The 17,088-nt window shown below is 67.6% G+C and carries 17 protein-coding genes; 11 read left to right on the top strand and 6 right to left on the bottom strand.

Annotation, left to right across the window (positions count from 1 at the left end; all coding sequences use genetic code 11):
- The first annotated feature begins 191 nt into the window (after positions 1 to 191).
- The 4 genes from ACTF4R_RS01015 (at position 192) to ACTF4R_RS01000 (ending at position 4,414) form a co-directional block, all read left to right on the top strand.
- Positions 192 to 1,019 carry a GNAT family N-acetyltransferase gene (locus ACTF4R_RS01015; protein WP_440005543.1) on the top strand — a complete coding sequence of 276 codons (828 nt, stop codon included), beginning with the start codon at positions 192 to 194 and terminating at the stop codon, positions 1,017 to 1,019.
- Positions 1,020 to 1,167: 148 nt separating this feature from the next.
- Positions 1,168 to 2,346, top strand: coding sequence for an MFS transporter (locus ACTF4R_RS01010; protein WP_440006655.1), 1,179 nt, complete (start codon positions 1,168 to 1,170; stop codon positions 2,344 to 2,346).
- Between the two features lie 103 nt (positions 2,347 to 2,449).
- Positions 2,450 to 3,550: a glycosyltransferase family protein gene (locus ACTF4R_RS01005; RefSeq protein WP_440005541.1), complete on the top strand. Its 1,101-nt coding sequence runs from the start codon at positions 2,450 to 2,452 to the stop codon at positions 3,548 to 3,550.
- Between the two features lie 414 nt (positions 3,551 to 3,964).
- Entirely contained in the window at positions 3,965 to 4,414 is a 450-nt protein-coding gene (locus ACTF4R_RS01000) for a GNAT family N-acetyltransferase (protein ID WP_440005539.1), read from the top strand.
- 144 nt (positions 4,415 to 4,558) lie between these two features.
- Here the strand turns inward: ACTF4R_RS01000 and ACTF4R_RS00995 are convergent, their stop codons facing one another.
- Positions 4,559 to 5,458, bottom strand: coding sequence for an acyl-CoA thioester hydrolase/BAAT C-terminal domain-containing protein (locus ACTF4R_RS00995; protein ID WP_440005537.1), 900 nt, complete (start codon positions 5,456 to 5,458; stop codon positions 4,559 to 4,561).
- A gap of 258 nt (positions 5,459 to 5,716) precedes the next feature.
- On the opposite strand from ACTF4R_RS00995, the gene ACTF4R_RS00990 reads away from it, so the two are divergent.
- Positions 5,717 to 6,958 (top strand): NADH dehydrogenase subunit, encoded by a 1,242-nt coding sequence (locus ACTF4R_RS00990; protein WP_440005535.1) that lies wholly within the window; start codon positions 5,717 to 5,719, stop codon positions 6,956 to 6,958.
- Positions 6,959 to 7,081: 123 nt separating this feature from the next.
- On the opposite strand, the gene ACTF4R_RS00985 is transcribed toward ACTF4R_RS00990, so the two are convergent.
- Complete coding sequence (locus ACTF4R_RS00985) at positions 7,082 to 7,246, bottom strand: DUF7331 family protein (RefSeq protein WP_440005534.1); 165 nt, start codon at positions 7,244 to 7,246, stop codon at positions 7,082 to 7,084.
- 80 nt (positions 7,247 to 7,326) lie between these two features.
- On the bottom strand, positions 7,327 to 7,530 hold the full coding sequence (locus tag ACTF4R_RS00980) for a hypothetical protein (protein ID WP_440005532.1): 204 nt from the start codon (positions 7,528 to 7,530) through the stop codon (positions 7,327 to 7,329).
- A 14-nt stretch (positions 7,531 to 7,544) separates the two neighbouring features.
- On the opposite strand from ACTF4R_RS00980, the gene ACTF4R_RS00975 reads away from it, so the two are divergent.
- Entirely contained in the window at positions 7,545 to 8,450 is a 906-nt protein-coding gene (locus ACTF4R_RS00975; RefSeq protein WP_440005530.1) for a bile acid:sodium symporter family protein, read from the top strand.
- Positions 8,451 to 8,460: 10 nt separating this feature from the next.
- On the opposite strand, the gene ACTF4R_RS00970 is transcribed toward ACTF4R_RS00975, so the two are convergent.
- A complete protein-coding gene (locus ACTF4R_RS00970) occupies positions 8,461 to 9,126 on the bottom strand; it encodes a helix-turn-helix domain-containing protein (protein WP_440005529.1) in 666 nt (221 codons plus the stop codon).
- 84 nt (positions 9,127 to 9,210) lie between these two features.
- Here ACTF4R_RS00970 and ACTF4R_RS00965 point away from each other — a divergent pair, with 84 nt between their 5' ends.
- A complete protein-coding gene (locus ACTF4R_RS00965) occupies positions 9,211 to 10,116 on the top strand; it encodes an alpha/beta fold hydrolase (protein ID WP_440005527.1) in 906 nt (301 codons plus the stop codon).
- Positions 10,117 to 10,197: 81 nt separating this feature from the next.
- Here ACTF4R_RS00965 and ACTF4R_RS00960 read toward each other — a convergent pair whose 3' ends face one another.
- A complete protein-coding gene (locus tag ACTF4R_RS00960; RefSeq protein ID WP_440005525.1) occupies positions 10,198 to 11,046 on the bottom strand; it encodes a CPBP family intramembrane glutamic endopeptidase in 849 nt (282 codons plus the stop codon).
- Between the two features lie 151 nt (positions 11,047 to 11,197).
- On the opposite strand from ACTF4R_RS00960, the gene ACTF4R_RS00955 reads away from it, so the two are divergent.
- The 3 genes from ACTF4R_RS00955 to ACTF4R_RS00945 all read left to right on the top strand — a co-directional run bounded on the left by ACTF4R_RS00955 (position 11,198) and on the right by ACTF4R_RS00945 (position 14,377).
- Positions 11,198 to 12,616, top strand: coding sequence for a glycosyltransferase family 2 protein (locus tag ACTF4R_RS00955; protein ID WP_440005523.1), 1,419 nt, complete (start codon positions 11,198 to 11,200; stop codon positions 12,614 to 12,616).
- Between the two features lie 48 nt (positions 12,617 to 12,664).
- Positions 12,665 to 13,936, top strand: coding sequence for a histidinol dehydrogenase (hisD, locus tag ACTF4R_RS00950; protein ID WP_440005521.1), 1,272 nt, complete (start codon positions 12,665 to 12,667; stop codon positions 13,934 to 13,936).
- Positions 13,937 to 14,008: 72 nt separating this feature from the next.
- Positions 14,009 to 14,377, top strand: coding sequence for a HesB/IscA family protein (locus tag ACTF4R_RS00945; protein ID WP_433623632.1), 369 nt, complete (start codon positions 14,009 to 14,011; stop codon positions 14,375 to 14,377).
- Positions 14,378 to 14,380: 3 nt separating this feature from the next.
- Here the strand turns inward: ACTF4R_RS00945 and ACTF4R_RS00940 are convergent, their stop codons facing one another.
- Positions 14,381 to 14,590 (bottom strand): dodecin, encoded by a 210-nt coding sequence (locus tag ACTF4R_RS00940; protein WP_113275385.1) that lies wholly within the window; start codon positions 14,588 to 14,590, stop codon positions 14,381 to 14,383.
- A gap of 648 nt (positions 14,591 to 15,238) precedes the next feature.
- Here ACTF4R_RS00940 and ACTF4R_RS00935 point away from each other — a divergent pair.
- On the top strand, positions 15,239 to 16,951 hold the full coding sequence (locus ACTF4R_RS00935) for an outer membrane protein assembly factor BamB family protein (protein WP_440005519.1): 1,713 nt from the start codon (positions 15,239 to 15,241) through the stop codon (positions 16,949 to 16,951).
- The last annotated feature ends 137 nt before the right edge of the window (positions 16,952 to 17,088 follow it).

The raw sequence follows: 17,088 nt of genomic DNA, 5'->3' as shown, positions 1-17,088 counted from the left end.
CGCGGACTGACGGTGACCGCCGTCGCCGGGACGGTCACCCGGAGAGGTGGCGGCGACCGTCGTCGTCACCGACGGAGACCGTCCGAGACGGTCCGGTCCGACCTCGACGGGACGAGCCCGGACCGGTCCTCGAAACGTCACCGACGGACGGAGCGAAAAGAGATAACTCGGTCGACGTTGGACCCCTCGCTATGGGAGCCCCAGGCGACATCGAGTTCGACGACGACGTGCAGCGACGCATCTACCGTCACGTCGAGCGGAGCGGGACGACGACTGTCGACGACGTTCGCGACGAAATCCGGGTGCCGGCGCCGGCCGGGTCCAAGCCGGCGCGCTCGGGGACGACCGAGCCGCGCGTTCGGCTCCCCCCGGAGGAGTTCCACGACCACGTCGACGCGATGGTCGAGGCCGGCCACCTCGTCGAGCGCGACGGCACGCTCCACCTCGCCTTCGACGAGGGGACCGAGGAGTACACGGAAGGCGACCTCACGTACCGCATCCGGCCGGCCCGGGAGTCCGACCGCCGGGGCATCGCGGCGGCCATCCGCGAGGTGGCGGAGGAGGGCACGTCGATTGCCGGCGAACGCGTCGCGGCCGAAATCGACGAGCAGGGCGCGCTCCTCCGGCACAACGACCGCAAGTCGCGGATGTTCTTCGTCGGCGAGGTGGCGTCCGACGAGGACGGCGGCGACGAGTGGTCCGACGGCGAGGGCGAAATCGCCGGCTGGGTCCACGTCGACGCGCCGGAACTCGACAAGCTCCGGCACACCGGCGAACTCACGGTCGGCGTGCGCGAGCGGTACCGCGAGCACGGCATCGGCAGCCGCCTGCTGGAGCGCGCCATCGACTGGGCCGACGAGGCGAACTACCGCAAGGTGTACCAGAGCGTGCCGGCGACCAACGAGACGGCCATCGACCTGCTCCAGGACCACGGCTGGGAGACCGAGGCGGTCCGCGAAGACCACTATCTCGTCGGCGAAGAATTCGTCGACGAGGTGATGATGGCGCGGGAGCCCTGAGACGCCGACACAGTCGCGCCCGGCGGTCCCTTCGAACCGTTCTCGGTTGGCAATCTCCGACACGACGGTCCGTTCCGGAACCTTTGAATCGACCGCCACGAAATCCATTCTCGTGTCACGTCGTCGCCTGTTCGTCTCGCTGAGTTCGATGGTCTTCCTCGTCAACTTCGCGCGGGTGGTGTTCGCGCCGCTCCTCGAACCGCTGAAAGCGGCGTTCAGCGTCGGCGACGCGACCGTCGGACTCATCGCAACGCTGGCGTGGCTGGGGAGCGCGCTTCCGCGCATCCCGACCGGCTACCTGCTGACGCGGATTCCCCGCCACCACGTCGTCCTCGCGACTGGCGTCGTCCTCACCGCCAGCGCGGGCTTCACCGCGTTCTCGAACTCCATCGCGGTGCTCGGCGCCGGTGCGTTCCTGATGGGACTGGCCAGCGGCGCGTACTTCATCGCCGCGAACCCGCTGGTGAGCGAACTCTACCCCGAGGCGGTCGGCCGCGCCATCGGCATCCACGGCACGGCGAGCCAGCTCGCGGCCGTCGCCGCCCCGCTGTTCGTCAGCTGGGTGCTCGCCAGGGTCGGCACCGCCGGTCTGGAACTCGTCGGAACCGACGTCACGGGCTGGCGGCTCGTGCTCGCCAGCATCGGCGTCGCGGCCGCCGTCGCCACGGCCGTCCTCTTCGTCGTCGCGCGTCGCACCGACCTCCCGGACGCCGGGTCGGCCGACCGCGCGCTGCTCGCCGCCCTGCGCCGCCAGTGGCCCATCATCGCCAGCGGCGTCGCCATCATCGGCGCGACGGGGTTCGTCTGGAACGGTCTCTTCAACTTCTACCCGACCTACCTCCAGACGAAGGGCATCGCGCCGGCCACCGCGCGGACGATGCTCACCGTCCTCTTCGCGGCTGGCGTCCCCGCGTTCTGGTTCACGGGGCGGCTCGCCGACCGCCTGCCCTACGTTCCGCTGATGCTGTCGATTCTCGGGGGCTTCGTCGCCTGCCTGCTCGCGCTCACCGCCGTCGGCGGACTGGTCGGCGTCGTCGTCGTGTCGGTCGTGCTCGGCTACGTCATCCACAGCCTCTTCCCCGCGCTGGACACGTACCTGCTCGACTCGCTCCCCGACGAGAACCGCGCCAGCGCCTACGCCATCTACAGCGGGACGATGATGGTCGTCCAGGCCACCGGGAGCTCCGTCGTCGGCACGCTGACGAGCGCCGGTTTCGCGTTCGAGTTCGTCTTCCGGTCGTTCGCCGTCGGCCTCGTCGCCATCCTCTGCGTCCTCCTGGCACTGCACGCGACCGACCGACTGCCGACGGAGGCGGCGACGAGTTGACCGCCCCGGTCGGCCCCTGCGAGCACCGGGGTCGGTCCGAGAAACGACCCACGCGGTGCCGATTCCATTCCCTTTTTGACAACCCTGACCCAACCCCCTCTCGATGGAGTACGTCCAGGAGCGGGTCACGACGCTCCACGACCTGACCGGCGACGTGCCCGACGCGCCGACCGGGGACGCTGCCGTCGTCGTGCCGATGACCGACCGCGAGTGCGGAACTCGGGCGGCCGAGCGCGTCCTCGCGGAACTGGAAGCGGTCGGTCCCGGCGCAGTCGTCGTGCCGCTCCGCGCGCCCTCGGAACGCGTCGCGGCGTTCCGGGAGTGGCTAGCGTCGTTCGACCTCCCGCTCGAACTGCTGTGGTGCAACGGTCCGCGGACGGGGGACCTGCTCGCCCGCCACGGCCTCGACGGCGCGACGGGCAAGGGACGGGACGTCTGGCTGGCGCTGGGCGTCGCCGCCGAGCGTGCCGACTACGTCGTCGTCCACGACGCCGACGCGAAGACCTACGACGCGTCGTGGGTGCCGCGGTTGCTCGCCCCCCTCACCGGCGAGTTCTCGTTCACGAAGGGCTACTACGCACGCGTCGAGGACGACCGGCTCTACGGACGGCTGTTCCGGCTCTTCTACGAACCGCTCGTCGCCGCCCTCGCCGAGCGCCACGACGCCGCCGTCCTCGAGTATCTCGCCGCGTTCCGGTACGCGCTGGCGGGCGAGTTCGGCCTGACCGCCGACCTCGCGCGCTCGCTCCGGGTCGAGCGCGAGTGGGGCCTGGAGGTCGGGACGCTCGGCGACGCGTTCGCCCACGCCGGGTTCGCCGGCACCGCGCAGGTCGACCTGGGCCGCTACGAGCACGACCACCGGGGCGTCGCCGGCCCGGACGGTCTCTCGGCGATGAGCGAGGGCGTCGCGGACGCGCTGTTCCGGGTCTGTGAGACCGAGAGCGTCGACCCGGACTACCCCTCGCTCGCCCGGCGCTACCGCGAGACGGCGGACCGGTTCGTCCGGCAGTACGCCGCCGACGCCGCCCACAACGGCCTGACGTACGACCCCGCGGCGGAGCGCGAGCAGGTCGCCACCTACGCGGACGCCGTCGCCCCGCCGGACGACGCCGGCGTCCTCCCGGCCTGGTCGGACGTCGGGCTGACCCCCGGCGCGGTCCTCGACGCCACGCGACCGCGGGTCCCCCAGCGCCCCTCGGACTGACGACGGTCGCGCCGGCCGACCGATTCTCGCCGGTCCCGGGGCGCGTCGACAGCCCGGAAGGTCTTAACTGGTCGAGTCCCAATTTAGGAGTGCGCACCTCAAGTCCCCGCCCGAGCACGCCCAGTTCGGGCGCGATGACAGCGCGGAGAACCCGGGTGCGCGACATCGAACGCGGTCGGTCGCGGCGTCGTCCGCGACCCGCTCCGGTTGCGCTATGCAACCCGCCCGGCACGAGGGTTTGCCAGCCGACGCGGCACGCCGCCTCGGGATGAGGCTGGAAGTTAGTGTTCCGGGCGTACATTTCGGCGCTATCAGAACGCGTACTGACGAGTCCCGCGAACGCAAATCGACCAGCACGAGGAGGGTACCGAACCGCTTAGTAGCGGGCAGAGTCGCTACTAATCAAAAGACACCATGGCGACGGACAGACTGATTCGGGAGGACGAGTTGGACGAGCTGTTGACGCTGTACCGGATGCTCAATCCGGACGACCCCGAACTCCGGCGCGACGAGGAACTGTACGAACACTGGCGCGACATGCTACACGACGAGTCGCTCGAGATCGTCGTGGTCGAACACGACGGCCGACTCGTCTCTTCGTGCGTACTGTCGATCACCAGGAACCTGACCAGGAACGCGAGACCGTTCGGGGTGATCGAGAACGTCGTAACGCACGAAGAGTACAGGGGGAACGGGTTCGGAACGCTCTGTCTGGAGAAGGCGACCGAGATAGCCGAGAGTCGGGACTGCTACAAGATCATGTTGCTGACCGGGTCCGAGAAGGAGTGGAAGCACGAGTTCTACGAGAGCTGCGGGTTCGACCGGGAGGAGAAGACCGGGTTCGTCCGCAACCTGCGATCGTAGACCGACGTCCCGAGACGGCTCCTTCGAGCGCCGAGAGCAGCGTCGACGCCCCGGTACCGCCTCGGCTCGTCCGCTCGCGGCGTCTCCGCCGGAACCCGTTCCGGCACGACGCCGGTGAGGGGCGTCGCGGTGCGAGGAGTACCGCTACACTCGCTCGAGATACTCGAGCGCTGCGCGCCAGGCGCGAGCAGCGGCGCGCCCGTTCGCCTCGTGCGTTCCACCGAACTTGTGGGTCTCCTCCGGGGCAGCGTCGCTCTCGAATCGGTAGGGGACTCGAATCGCGTGACCGGCGTCGGGAAAGGAAAGATGCTCGAACCGCCAGGGGTGGTCGTGGTCGTCGAGGCGGTCGGTAGCGCGGTCCGCCAGCTCCGCCGACGGCCACACGGTGTCCTTTCCTCCGGAGACGAGCAACACCGGCCCTTCGATATCTTCGACGGGAATCGCGGCCCGTTCTTTCTCCTCGGTCGTCGAACGCTCCAGAGCCAGCGTCGAGGCGTTCGGTTCCTCGGTTTCCAGCGGGTCGCCGATATCGTCGTCCTCGTGGACGTACTCGTCGACAGGGAGATGCGGGAGCGGTTCTCCCGCGAGCGTCCACGTCGGCTGGCCTTCGCCGACACCGTCCATCCAGGACGGGGCAGGCCAGACGTAGCAACTCGGAACGTACGCGACGACGACGCCGACCGCGTCGAACTGCGAACCGACCAGTAGCGACGCCTCACCGCCCCTGGAAAATCCGACGACGCCGACTTGCTCGCCGGCGACTTCGGGGCGTCGGAGGAGCCAGTCGGCGGCGCGTCCGAACTCTTCCAGCGGAACTTCCAGCAGTCTGTCCCGAACGCCGGACGTGCCGAAGTACTCGACGCACAGCACCGTGTAGCCGTGCTCGGCGAGCATCGCGGCGTACGTCTGTTCGTATCCGCGCGCGCCACCGCCCCCGTGGAGAACGAGCACGCCCGGGTGGGGGCCGTCCCCGAGGCCCGGATAGAGCCGACCGCTCACCGCTTCCGTTCGAATCGTCGTCCCGGAGACGAATCTCCCGTCCATGCCGTCGCTTCGAAGGGACGGGCAATTAACTATCGGATATCTGTCTGGTGTTCCCGGCCGACGTCTCGGGCCCCGGATGACTGGACACCGACGATCTGTCCACGCCACGACGCCGGGTCGAGACCGTCACTGGACGTCGCCTCCGAGATATCGCCGTCGTCCCGCCCTATTGGTTGACATTGTCTAACAATCTTCTCAATATCGTTACGGTTATCAAAAATGTTATGGTACTGCTGGAGAGACGTTCAGAACGGGACAATGAGCGTAAACCTCCAGCAGTTCGGACGGGCGGAGGTGCCGGAGATCGCCACGACGCTCCGTAACGCCGGGATTTCGGGGGCTGGCGGGGCAGGATTTCCGACGCACGCGAAGTGGGAACACCTCGACGACGTTTCGTTTCTCCTGGTGAACCATCAGGAGAGCGAGCCGAACTACTACGTCGACAAGTGGCTCGGTCGGTCCCGCGCCGGGGACTTCGCGTCGTTCTTCGACGCGCTCCTCGAGCAGGCGCTCGAACTGGTCGTCGTCTGCGCGAAAGAGACCGACCGGGAGCGATGGACGAGGGAACTGGAAGACGTCGTGGACGGCACGGTGTACGCGCCGGAACAGCTCCCGCTCGACCCCGACGACGAGTCGGGCGTGGTGTTCGCCTACACCGAAGACAGGTACGAGTACGGGATGGAGAACGTGCTCCTCAGGCTGGTCGCCGACGTCGTCCTGCAGGACGAGTTGCCGATGGACCACGGGTGGATCGTCCAGAACACCGAGACGATGCACAACGTGTTCCGCGCGCTGGACGAGGGCGACCCCGTGACGCGGAAGTTGGTTCACGTCGACGGGAACGTCCCCCGCCATCGGTTCCTCGACGTGCCGGTGGGAACGCCGGCCGCGACGCTTCTCGAGGCCGCCGGCAGGTCGTCCGCGGAACTGGACGACGAAACGCTCGCGGACGGCGGTCCGGGCTGGTGCTTCGAGGTCGACGGGTCGCCCGCCGAGTTCGGCGTGAAAAAGCGGACGAACTGCGTGCTCGTGCTCGACGACGAGGTGGTCGCCGAGAACACGCTCGGCGACGGGCGAGTCAACGTCCTCAACGCGTACGACTGGTCGGGCGACCACGAGACCGAACCGACCAGAATCGAGCCCGACGTCGTCCGCATTCCGCTCATCACCAACCCCGACTTCGGCGACGTGGTCGTCGAGAGCCGTCCGATAGTCGGAGAGGGAGCCGAGGTTACCGAAGGCGAGATGATCGCCGTCCCGGGGAAGGACGCCATCAGCAACACCCAGCACGCGTCCATCGACGGCACAGTGACGGCAGTGACGGACGCACACGTCGAGATTCGCCGTGACGCGAGAGACGAGAGTTCGTCCGCGTACGTGGCGGAACACGAACGGATGGTCTACTGGACGTGGTGCAGGGAGTGCGGCGAGTACGTCGCTCGTCCGGACCCGGAGCACCTCGGCGCGAGAACGGAGTACGTCTGCGAGGACTGCCGGTGAATCGATTCCCGCAGTTCCGCGTCCGGACCTCCGACGCTGCCGCCACCCGCGGCTCTACGGGCAGGACTGCCGGTCCGTATGGACCACGGCCCCCAACGATGACGGGTCGGGATGCCGAATCGGTCAGCGGGAGGGCGTCTCCGTGACGTCCGAACGAACCCACGCCTTCGCGTTCGTTTTGTCGCAGACGACGTAGCTCTCTCCGTCCTCGTAGCCGGCGAAATCGTCCAGGTTCGGTACCTCCGGTTCCCTCGGCTCGGCTATCTCTTCACGGGATTCCGTATACATGGATACTTGCTGGGACGAAATCGACACCGTCGTTTCAGCGTCACCTGTTACGATGGAGGAGCGAGCCAAAAGGCCTGTGGCTAGATACGATTCTCGTGGACGCCGCGTTCCGGTCCTGTGACCCAGTCCATCGTCCCCGTCGGTTCCGGCGAGACGCGAAAGAGCCGACCGGCGACGAACTGATTGCGTGCCGTCCCCGTCAGCGGCCGGCGGTCGATGACGGCACCGATAGTTCGCCCCGGTTCGGAATCGACGACGTGATACGATGGCTTCGACGACTTCACACGAGACACCCGGAATGGCCCTGACGGACCTCATCGAAGAGTACCTCCTCCTGTGGATTCTGCTCTCGGTCGGACTCGGTATCGCGGTCCCCCGGCTGGCGGTGGTGACGCGAGCGTCGACGCTCGTCCTCGCGGTGATGATCGGTAGCATCTCGCTGACGCTGTCGGTCGAACGGTTCCGTCAGGTCGACGCCCGAGCGCTCGGGGCGGTGCTCGCCGGACACGTGACCATGCCGTTCCTGGCGTTCGGAATCGCCCGCGGACTCGGCCTGTCGCCGGAACTGACCGTGGGGTTCGTCGTCCTGGGAGCGGTCACCCCGGAACTCGTGACGCCGGTGATGACCGAACTCGCCGACGGCGATACCGCACTCTCGACGACCGCGCTCGTCGTCGTCGGCGTCGGGAGCGTCGGCTTCATACCGGCCGTCGTGGCGGTCCTCGTCGGCGGCGTCGACGTTCCGACGGCTCCGATCGTCGAGCAGCTGGTGGTGGCCGTCGTCGCACCCATGCTGGTCGCGGTCGGCGTACGCGCCTGGCAACCCGAGCGCGTCGCCCGGTACGACGCCTACTATCCGTCGGTGTCGGCGGTGATGGTGATACTCATCATCGGCGGCGTTACGGCCGCCAACGCGGCAGTCGTTCGCTCGAACGCGTCCCTGCTGGCCAGCGTCGGCGTCGGCGCCGTCGTCCTCAACGGTCTCGGGTACGGCGTCGGCTTCCTGGTCGGGCGGCGGGCTGCCCGCCCGGCGCGCGTCGCGTCGGTTCTCACGGTCGGCATGCGCGATTTCGCCGTCGCGGCCGCCCTCGTCATCGCGGCCGGGCTCCCGACCGTCGCGTCGCTCCCCGCCGTCGCCTTCGGCGTCGTCGAGATGGCCACCAGCGCCGGCCTCGCGAAGTGGTTCGCGGACGACGGGGACTGACCGGACGGTTCTACCGCGAGTTCGCAACGACCGCGTTCCGGGACGTGTAGTCGGCGACGACGGCGGACTCCGCCTTCCGCAACAGTTCGCCGGCGGTGCTCGGAGCGCACCCGAGTTCCTTCGCGACGTCTTCGACGGTTCCCGTTCGCGGGATCTCGTAGTATCCGACGGCCATCGCGGCCTCCAGTGCCTCCCGCTGTCTGCCCGTGAGGTCCGACGGCGACGACCCGCTCCGGAAATCGCGGACGCGTTCGATACGAGCGTCGAGCAACTCGCTCAATCGGGCGTGGAACTCGCTCAAAGACGAGGGCTCACCGACGGCCTCGAACGTCGCGTCGCCGTCCTCGAAGAAGGTCACCGGCGGCAGGAAGACCACCCTCGCGCGGGAGACGAGTTCGAGCACGTCGTCTTCGAACTCGTACTCCCTCTGTGAGACGAACGCGTACGTCCCGTCGTCGCCCTCGACGAGGTGACTCGTCGAGACCGTTTCGACGGCGGTGAGCAACTCCGCGACGGTCTCCCGGTCCGCATCGTACCACGAGAGCGTCGTGACGTCGGCCGTCGGCCCCCACATCAACAGTTCCATGCGCGAGACCGCGTCCTCCCGCGCGAGTCGACGATGAATCGGATGCGCTAGCTCCGTTGGATAGGTGACCCCGAACCGAATCCGTTTCATATCGGAGCTGGAACACGTAGAGACATAAAACACCGCATCAGTCCGGCACCACGCCCTCCACGCTGGGTGCGGAAGCAACCACCGATGGAAGACGTACGTGCAGAGCGAGCGCGAACCGGGTCGGAGCTGGACGGGGAAAACGTGGCGGTCGTTTCCACGGACGGCGGCCGTAGCGTTTCCTACGCCGAGTACGGCGCGTCCGACGGCACGCCGCTCGTTTTCCTCCACGGGACGCCGGGGTCGCGTCTGCTCGGAGGGCTGTTCGACGAAGACGCACGCCGGAGCGGCGTTCGTCTGCTCGCGCTCGACCGACCGGGATACGGCCGCTCGTCGCCGTGGCCGACGCGGACGCTCGCCGACACCGGCGAGTTCGTCGCCGCCGTACTGGACGACGCCGGGGTCTCGCGCGCCGGCGTCGTCGGATTCTCCGGCGGCGGCCCGCACGCGCTCGCACTCGCTGCGACCCACGGAGACCTCGTTCGGGAAGTCGACGTCGTCGCGGGGGCGACTCCGCCGTCGCTCAGGTCCACCAGGCCGACGGCGCTTCGTCTCCTCGAAGCGCTGGCGGGGACGGCACCGCTCCTCCTGCGGGGTGGACTGAGAGCTCAGCGGTGGTTCGCCGAACGAGCGTCTCCCTCCTTCGTCGTCTCGCAGTACACCACGTCGGACGGCCAGGCCGAACTGTCCGAGGACGTCGCCGAACTCGTCAAACGCGATTTCGTCGAGGCGCTCGCACGCAGCAGACGGGGGTTCGTAACCGAGAGCCGCCTGCTCGCCCGGGAGTGGGATTTTCCGGTAACGGAGGTCGACCGACGAGTGCGCCTGTGGCACGGCGGACGGGATGCGAACGTCCCGGTGGAGGACGCCCGGCGAATGGCCGAACGACTGCCGAACGCACGGCTAACCACGTTCGACGAAGCGGACCACTTGCACTCGCTTCTCCAAAGCGGGACGCGAGTGCTCGAACGGCAGGCGTCGACAGCCGAGTAGTCGCCGTCGTCCGGTTGTCGTCTCGACCGACGAGAGGGTCGCTTTCCACGGAACGTAGAGACGGGCGGCGACGGGGGGTTCTCAGTCGGCGCGGAACGGTCCCGGGGCGGGGTCCTCGCCGCCGTCCGACGTGGCAGCGAGGGACGGGCCGTAGTAGGCGACGAACGCGACGCCGACGAGTATCCAGGCGACGGTGTAGGCCGGATACGTCACCTCGGACACGCCCGGTGGCACGGTGCCGGTCGGCGTCGAGAACCGGCCGGGGGCGTTGTGTGCGGCGTGGAACACCATCACCGGCACGACACCGCTCGAACTGTTGTACAGCCACGCCATGACGACCGACATCGGTAGCAGGTGGACCAGAAAGAGGGTCGGGTCCATGCCCCCGAGGTCCCCCGCGAGGAGCGGTGGAAGGTGCCAGGTTCCCCACAGGACGCCGACGGCGAGCGCCGCGGGAAGGGCACCCCACCGCTCCTGTAAGTACGGCTGGAGGACCCCGCGCCAGCCGAACTCCTCCAGCGCACCCAACAGGAGGAGGGTGAAGACGAACACGAGGACGAAGTTCACCAGCGGGAAGGAGAACTCGACGGGGACCCCCGCCCACAGGTAGACGAGCGTCGTGACCGCCTGGACGGCGTTCGGAAGCACCAGCGCCAGCACGTACGACTCCGGCGGATTACGGAACCGTATCTGGCGGTCGAACCAGTCGGCGACGGAGACGGAGCTCGTCCGGAGGACGACGGCCACCGCGATCAGCGGTCCCCACGCGCCGAAGTACGGTACGATTCGACCCGGCGTCGTTCCCGACAGTCGGGCGTCGAGGAGCAACTCGTAGAGGGCGTTGTAACTCCACGTGAACCCGAACGCTATCAGGAGGAACGCTGCGAGGGGCAGTACCGTCGAACGAGTGGGTCCACGCTTTCCGGTCATCGAATCGGTTATGCGTTCGAAGTATCAGTTGAAAGTATTTAACATATCGTCGAGGGGCGAGGAGGTGGGGGAGACGGGGAGTGGGTGGTCGCGACGTGCGGGGCCGGGAACAGCCTCAAGCGGTTTCAGTCCACGGACGGTACAGTGACCGGTGGACGTTCGGTCATCGGAAACTGAGTCGGCGTTGCGACGGACGGCGACGTACGCGGCGAGTTCGGGAGCGATCGCGGCCGTCGTCGCGACGCCGGTCGTCCTCGTTCCCGCGTACGGGCGGGTGCTGGGTACGCTCGTCGTTCTCGTCTTCGCAGGACTGGCGAGTCGGGCCGCCCTCGGGACGGCGCTCGCGTTCCGTCCGCTGGCCGCCCTCGGTCCGGGCGACGCCAGCCTGCCGAGTGCGACAGCCGCCGACCCCCGGGACGCCGACCTGCCGACGGTCAGCGTCGTCGTCGCGGCGTACGACGAGGCCGACACGCTACCGGCGACCGTCGAGGCGTGTCGCCGACTCGACTATCCAGACGACCGGCTGGAGGTCCTGCTCTGCTACGAGGCGGCGTCGACGGACGGCACCGCACGCGTCGCCGAGGCGGCGACGGCGGGCGACCCGCGGTTCCGGGTGTGCCGGCGCGACGCCGAACCCGGCGGGAAGGCCGCCATGGCGAACTTCGGGCTGGAGCGCGCCACGGGCGACGTCGTCGCCTTCGTGGACGCGGGCCAGCGTCCCGAACCGGACGCGCTCCGGCGGGCCGTCGGGTGGTTCCGGGCGGACGACGACGCCTGGTGCGTGAAGGGCCGGTGCTGGGGGACGAACGCCGACGGGTCGCTCGTCGCGCTCCACGCGACGGTCGAGCGCCACTTCGCCGAGCGCGGCGAGTTCGTCGCCCGCGAGGTGGCGTCCGGGTTCACGCTGTTCACCGGCGGACTGGCCGTCTTCCGCCGGACGGCGTTCGAGACACTCGGACCGTTCGACGAGAGCGTCCTCCTGGAGGACGTGGAGTTCGCGTCGCGCATCCACGCCGGCGGACGGGGGGTCCGCGTCGACCCCGGCATCGTCTCCGCGGAGACCAACCCCGAATCGCTGGCGTCGTGGTGGAGTCGTCGCAAGCGCTGGGCGCGCGGCGGGATGCAGGTCGCGCGGCGGTACGTCGGCACGCTCCCGCGGAACCCGAACCTCTCTCGCGTCGCCCGCGTCGACGCCGCGCTGACGTTCGGGTCGCTGCTCGCGCTCCCGCTCCTGGTCCTCGCGCTGCCGGCCGTCGCGCTCGGCCACGCCGACGGCGGCGCGGCCACCTTCATCCCGGGCGAACAGGCGCTGGTGGCGCTCGCGGGCGTCGTCGCGCTCGCGTCGCCTCCGCTCGTCCTCCTGCGGGACCGTCTCGACGGCCGCCCGCACTCGCTCCGGGAGTACGCGGCGGTCGTCACGCTCCCCCTCTACTTCGCCGTCGAGGCGGGCGCGGTCGTGACGGCGTTCCTCGACGAGTTCGTCCTCCGGCGGCCGACGGTGTACGTCCCCTCCGACAGACCGGGGAGCGCCGCGGGTGGCCGGTCCGACGGGGGACGGCGCGAGGAGTGAGTCCCCGCGGAAGGAAACCGTTTTTCGCCCGGCACGCGAAGCCGGGGTATGAACGTCCAGGAGATTGCGGACCTCGGTCCCGGCGACCGGTCGGCGCTGTTCGACCGCGACGCCGGCATCGAGGCGATTCGGGACGACGTGCGCGACATCGTCGACCGGGTGCGGACGGAGGGCGACGTGGCCGTTCGGGAGTTCTCCCGCGAGTTCGACGAGGTCGAGGTGGGCAACCTCGACATCACGGACGAGGCCGAGCGCGCGTACGAGGCCGTCGACGACGACGTGCGCGAGGCCATCGAGACGGCGGCCGACAACGTCCGAACGTTCCACGAGGCACAGCTTCCGGCGGACTGGCGCGAGGACTTCGACGGCCGGGAACTCGGCCGGCGGTTCCGCCCCCTGGAGCGCGTGGGGGTCTACGTCCCCGGCGGCGCGGCCGCCTACCCCTCCAGCGCCCTGATGGGCGTCGTCCCGGCGAAGGTCGCCGGCGTCGAGCAGGTGGCGGTGACGACCCCGCCCGCCGAGGAGCAGAATCCCATCACGCTCGCCGCCATCCACGCCGCGGGCGCGGACGCGGTCTACCGCGTCGGCGGCGCGCAGGCCGTCGCCGCGCTCGCCTACGGCACCGAGAGCGTCGACCGCGTGCAGAAGGTCGTCGGCCCGGGCAACCGCTGGGTGACGGCGGCGAAGGCCGAGGTGCAGGGCGACGTCGCCATCGACTTCCTGGCGGGGCCGAGCGAACTGCTGGTCGTCGCGGACGGGACGGCCGACCCCGCCTTCGTCGCGAGCGACGTGGTCGCGCAGGCCGAACACGACCCGAACGCCGCCGTCGTCGCGGTGACCGACGACGCCGACCTCGCCGAGGCGGTCGCCGCCGAGATAAACCGCCAGGCGGGCGAGCGCGAGCGCGAGGACGTCATCCGGGCGGCGCTCGACAACGACGCAAGCGGCGTGTTCCACGCGCGCTCGACGAGCGAGGCCATCCTGTTCGCCGAGGAGTACGCCGCCGAGCACCTCTCCATCCAGGCCGACGACGACGAGGCGATCCTCTCGCGCATCGACAGCGCCGGTAGCGCGTTCCTCGGACCGTACACTCCGGTCGCGGCGGGCGACTACGCCTCCGGGACGAACCACGTCCTCCCGACGAACGGACTGGCGAAGATTACGGGCGGGCTCTCCGTCGACACCTTCCTGCGCTCGACGACCGTCCAGCGCATGGACGAGGCGGCGCTCGGGGACCTCAGGGACACCATCGAGACGCTGGCGGAAGCCGAGGGGCTGGAAGCCCACGCCGAGAGCGTTCGCAAGCGGTTCGAGGAGTGACGGCGATCGGTCGACGACCGTCACCGACGAGGCGGCGACAGCGTTAACATCCTGCTCCGAAAAGGTGTGAGTATGAGTACTGACACCGCGCCCGATGGGGAGCCGACCCCCCAGATTGAGGTGACGGAGGACGCCGCCGAGCAAGCGCTCACGCTGCTGGACGGCGAGGACATGGACTCCGACGTGGCGGGTCTCCGGCTGTTCGTCCAGCAGGGCGGGTGTGCGGGGCTCTCGTACGGGATGCGTTTCGACGGGGAACCGGAGGACGACGACACCATCTACGAACACCACGGCTTGCGCGTGTTCGTCGACCCCGCGAGCATGAACTACATCGAGGGCAGCGTCGTCGACTACGAGACGGGGCTACAGGGTGCCGGATTCCACGTCGACAATCCGAACGTCGTCTCGGAGTGCGGTTGTGGCGAGAGCTTCCGGACCTGAGGGTTACTCGGAGTGGTCTTCGAGTTCGAACGCCACCTCGACCTCCGCCTGGTACTCGCGGTCCGCGGCTCTGGCGAGTTCGACGCCCAGTTCCTTCACCTCGATCCATTTGACGTTGTCGAGCGTCTGGTCGGCGCGGTCGATAGCGTCGTCGGTCGCCGCGTCGAAGCTTTCGTCGCTGGTTCCGATGAGTGTTATCTTCTTGAACACCATGACGTACGCTGATTCTCCCTCCCGCCTGAAATCGACATCGGCCGTTCGGTAGTTCGGTTCGTCAGGACTGAATGGAATATCCGGACTGAGCGATTATTCAATCGCATTCGGCGGCCGTCTTCCCAACGAAGACGGCGACGCGGTTCGTCGGCATCACCGGCACCGTCTCGAACACTCCGTTCCCGGCGTCGTCGACGAGACCGACGCCGGCGGTCGCGGCGTCAGTACGTGCTCTCGGGGTCCCCGCCGAACAGGCACGCCAGGCCGAGCAGGAGGGCGATACTACAAACGAGACGGGTGGCGGTTCGTCTAACGTATGCCATAACATTCCGGCGATTCGCGTACGACGGTAAATCCTTTGTGGAGCACGGACTGCGACTCTTCGTCCTCGATACGGAGGGACGTTCGGACCAACAGGTAGTTAGATCGTCTGACGGTGAATTTGTATCGACCAGTGGGAACATCGCGCCGTCAGTACCCCATCTGGTCTACAGGAGGAACTCGCTCGTCGTCGGTTGGCGTTCACCGATCGCCGATGGAAGTGGAACCGCGCTGCGTTAGTCTCCTCTACAATATCCACAATACATTCCGTATTTTAATTTAATTTCGTACATAAATGCTATCATTCGAGCTTACAATAAGGAGGGTATGGAACTACTCACTCGACGACGCTTTCTTCAGGCGACCGGCGCAGCAACCGGCGGTGTGCTGCTAAGTAGCGGCGGTGGAAGCGCCGCTTCGCGCGAGTCGGACGATACGTTCACACCGGAGGACGCATGGCCAGCACCGCAGGGAACCGCCGGGAGGACGCGAGCGACAAAGGCAGCGGGGCCCGCGGGACCCTATCTGGAGAAACGATGGACGCAGGATCCCGCCAGCTACCTCGCTGGAGACCTCGCTTCTGAAAGCCCCGTCATCGCAGATGGAGTCGCTTATTTTGGCGCCATAAGGTCGATAGGATTGCATTTAGGAGCGATGATCGCATACGACACGGAAAGCGGAGGACGTCTGTGGAGACGGGACCAAGTGAAGGCTGAATCAGGGAAGACCGTTCCACTGGGCGCTCCAAACACCGAACCTTCGGTACACGACGGTACCCTCTACTTCGGGTGTGGAGGGACAGAGCAACCGGACCGAGAAGAGGGACTCGCTGGCATCTACGCCTTGGATGCGACGTCGGGCGAAACTCGATGGCTCCGGTCAGACCTCTCCACAAGCACGGTCGAGGCGACCGAGGGACGGGTGTATTTCGAACGCGGCGCTCTCGATACGGCTACAGGCGAGACGACTTGGGAGGTGGACGAACCGGGAGAGTTGTTGGGCGTCGCTGGGAACACTGTGTACTTCCGTTACTGGGACCGAGCCTCCGAGACGGGATCCATCGCCGCTCGCGATACTGCAACGGGAGAGAAACGATGGCAAGCAGAGGTCACCAATCAGATAGTCGGTACCGCTGCAACGGTTGATAGGCTCTACGTGACGAGTCGAACGTCCGTCGAGGATCCATCTTTAACGGTCTACGCGCTCTCCGGAACCGATGGGAGCGTCGAGTGGCGTTCGCCCGCACCGACGCGCGGGACGGCGCAAACAACGGAGTACACCAACGTAGAGGGCAGAACGATCACCGTCAGCAGGAACCCTTACATTAGCACTCCCGCCGTCGACGAATCTCGGGTGTACGTCCTCACCCGTTCCTACGGAGAGAGCTACTTCTCCGGACCCGCTATGAGTGAAGACGACCCTTTCGACTCTCACAGCACGTTGTACGCGTTCGACCGCTCCTCCGGAGAGGAACTCTGGCGGTTCGAAACTCCCATCCAGGCCGAGGCAGCACCGACCGTTACCGACGAGACGGTGTACTTCGCTGGGAGATACAAGAAAACCGACGCCACGTATGCGCTGGACGCCGAGACGGGTACGAAACGCTGGGTGTCCGGCATCACCAACCCGGGCCGGATACTCTCGCCCCCTAGTGTCGTCAACGATAGTCTCTTCCTGCTCGTTGATGAGCTTATGGGCGGTGCGTACCTATCGAAGTTCGAAGCTACCGAGTGCGGTGAATCGGTCCCTGACGAAGGAGCTAGGACGGTGAAGAACGATCCGATGAGCACCACCAACCAAAGTACTACAATCACATCCGGTGCTCCGCGATCGACTTCCGCCTCCGCTAACGACGTCGAATCGCTGACTTCGAGGGAGACACGGGTTGCGAACGCAGCATCCGCAGCGAGCACGTCAGACAGCTCAGTCCAATCTATCCGAGAGTACGGCTGGCAATCGCCACTTGCGTTCGTCGGCGGGCTCGGTCTGAGCGCGGGCGCCTACCTCACCAATTCTTCACCGCTGAAGTCGGACGACTGATCGACTCGCCGGTGAAATCGGTTCGAGCGTCCAGCGATGGTGGCAGATTCGCTGTCTTCGCCGGTCGACGTCGAGAGTGTAATTGACGCGGAGGCGGTGTGGCTTACGGTCGAACGGAGCCGACGCTCGGCGCATCG

Origin of the sequence: Halomicrococcus pelagicus, from assembly GCF_051917725.1 — an archaeon.
Taxonomy (GTDB): Archaea; Halobacteriota; Halobacteria; order Halobacteriales; family Haladaptataceae; genus Halomicrococcus.
The sequence above is the reverse complement of the archived record's forward strand: the minus strand, read 5'-3'. Positions and strand labels throughout refer to the sequence as shown.

What these genes read in the sequence shown, in the direction of transcription:
- ACTF4R_RS01015 (WP_440005543.1), top strand. Translation starts at nt 192, where the DNA reads ATGGGAGCCCCAGGCGACATCGAGTTCGACGACGACGTGCAGCGACGC.
- ACTF4R_RS01010 (WP_440006655.1), top strand. Translation starts at nt 1,168, where the DNA reads ATGGTCTTCCTCGTCAACTTCGCGCGGGTGGTGTTCGCGCCGCTCCTC.
- ACTF4R_RS01005 (WP_440005541.1), top strand. Translation starts at nt 2,450, where the DNA reads ATGGAGTACGTCCAGGAGCGGGTCACGACGCTCCACGACCTGACCGGC.
- ACTF4R_RS01000 (WP_440005539.1), top strand. Translation starts at nt 3,965, where the DNA reads ATGGCGACGGACAGACTGATTCGGGAGGACGAGTTGGACGAGCTGTTG.
- ACTF4R_RS00995 (WP_440005537.1), bottom strand. Translation starts at nt 5,458, where the DNA reads ATGGACGGGAGATTCGTCTCCGGGACGACGATTCGAACGGAAGCGGTG.
- ACTF4R_RS00990 (WP_440005535.1), top strand. Translation starts at nt 5,717, where the DNA reads ATGAGCGTAAACCTCCAGCAGTTCGGACGGGCGGAGGTGCCGGAGATC.
- ACTF4R_RS00985 (WP_440005534.1), bottom strand. Translation starts at nt 7,246, where the DNA reads ATGTATACGGAATCCCGTGAAGAGATAGCCGAGCCGAGGGAACCGGAG.
- ACTF4R_RS00975 (WP_440005530.1), top strand. Translation starts at nt 7,545, where the DNA reads ATGGCCCTGACGGACCTCATCGAAGAGTACCTCCTCCTGTGGATTCTG.
- ACTF4R_RS00970 (WP_440005529.1), bottom strand. Translation starts at nt 9,126, where the DNA reads ATGAAACGGATTCGGTTCGGGGTCACCTATCCAACGGAGCTAGCGCAT.
- ACTF4R_RS00965 (WP_440005527.1), top strand. Translation starts at nt 9,211, where the DNA reads ATGGAAGACGTACGTGCAGAGCGAGCGCGAACCGGGTCGGAGCTGGAC.
- ACTF4R_RS00960 (WP_440005525.1), bottom strand. Translation starts at nt 11,046, where the DNA reads ATGACCGGAAAGCGTGGACCCACTCGTTCGACGGTACTGCCCCTCGCA.
- hisD (WP_440005521.1), top strand. Translation starts at nt 12,665, where the DNA reads ATGAACGTCCAGGAGATTGCGGACCTCGGTCCCGGCGACCGGTCGGCG.
- ACTF4R_RS00945 (WP_433623632.1), top strand. Translation starts at nt 14,009, where the DNA reads ATGAGTACTGACACCGCGCCCGATGGGGAGCCGACCCCCCAGATTGAG.
- ACTF4R_RS00940 (WP_113275385.1), bottom strand. Translation starts at nt 14,590, where the DNA reads ATGGTGTTCAAGAAGATAACACTCATCGGAACCAGCGACGAAAGCTTC.
- ACTF4R_RS00935 (WP_440005519.1), top strand. Translation starts at nt 15,239, where the DNA reads ATGGAACTACTCACTCGACGACGCTTTCTTCAGGCGACCGGCGCAGCA.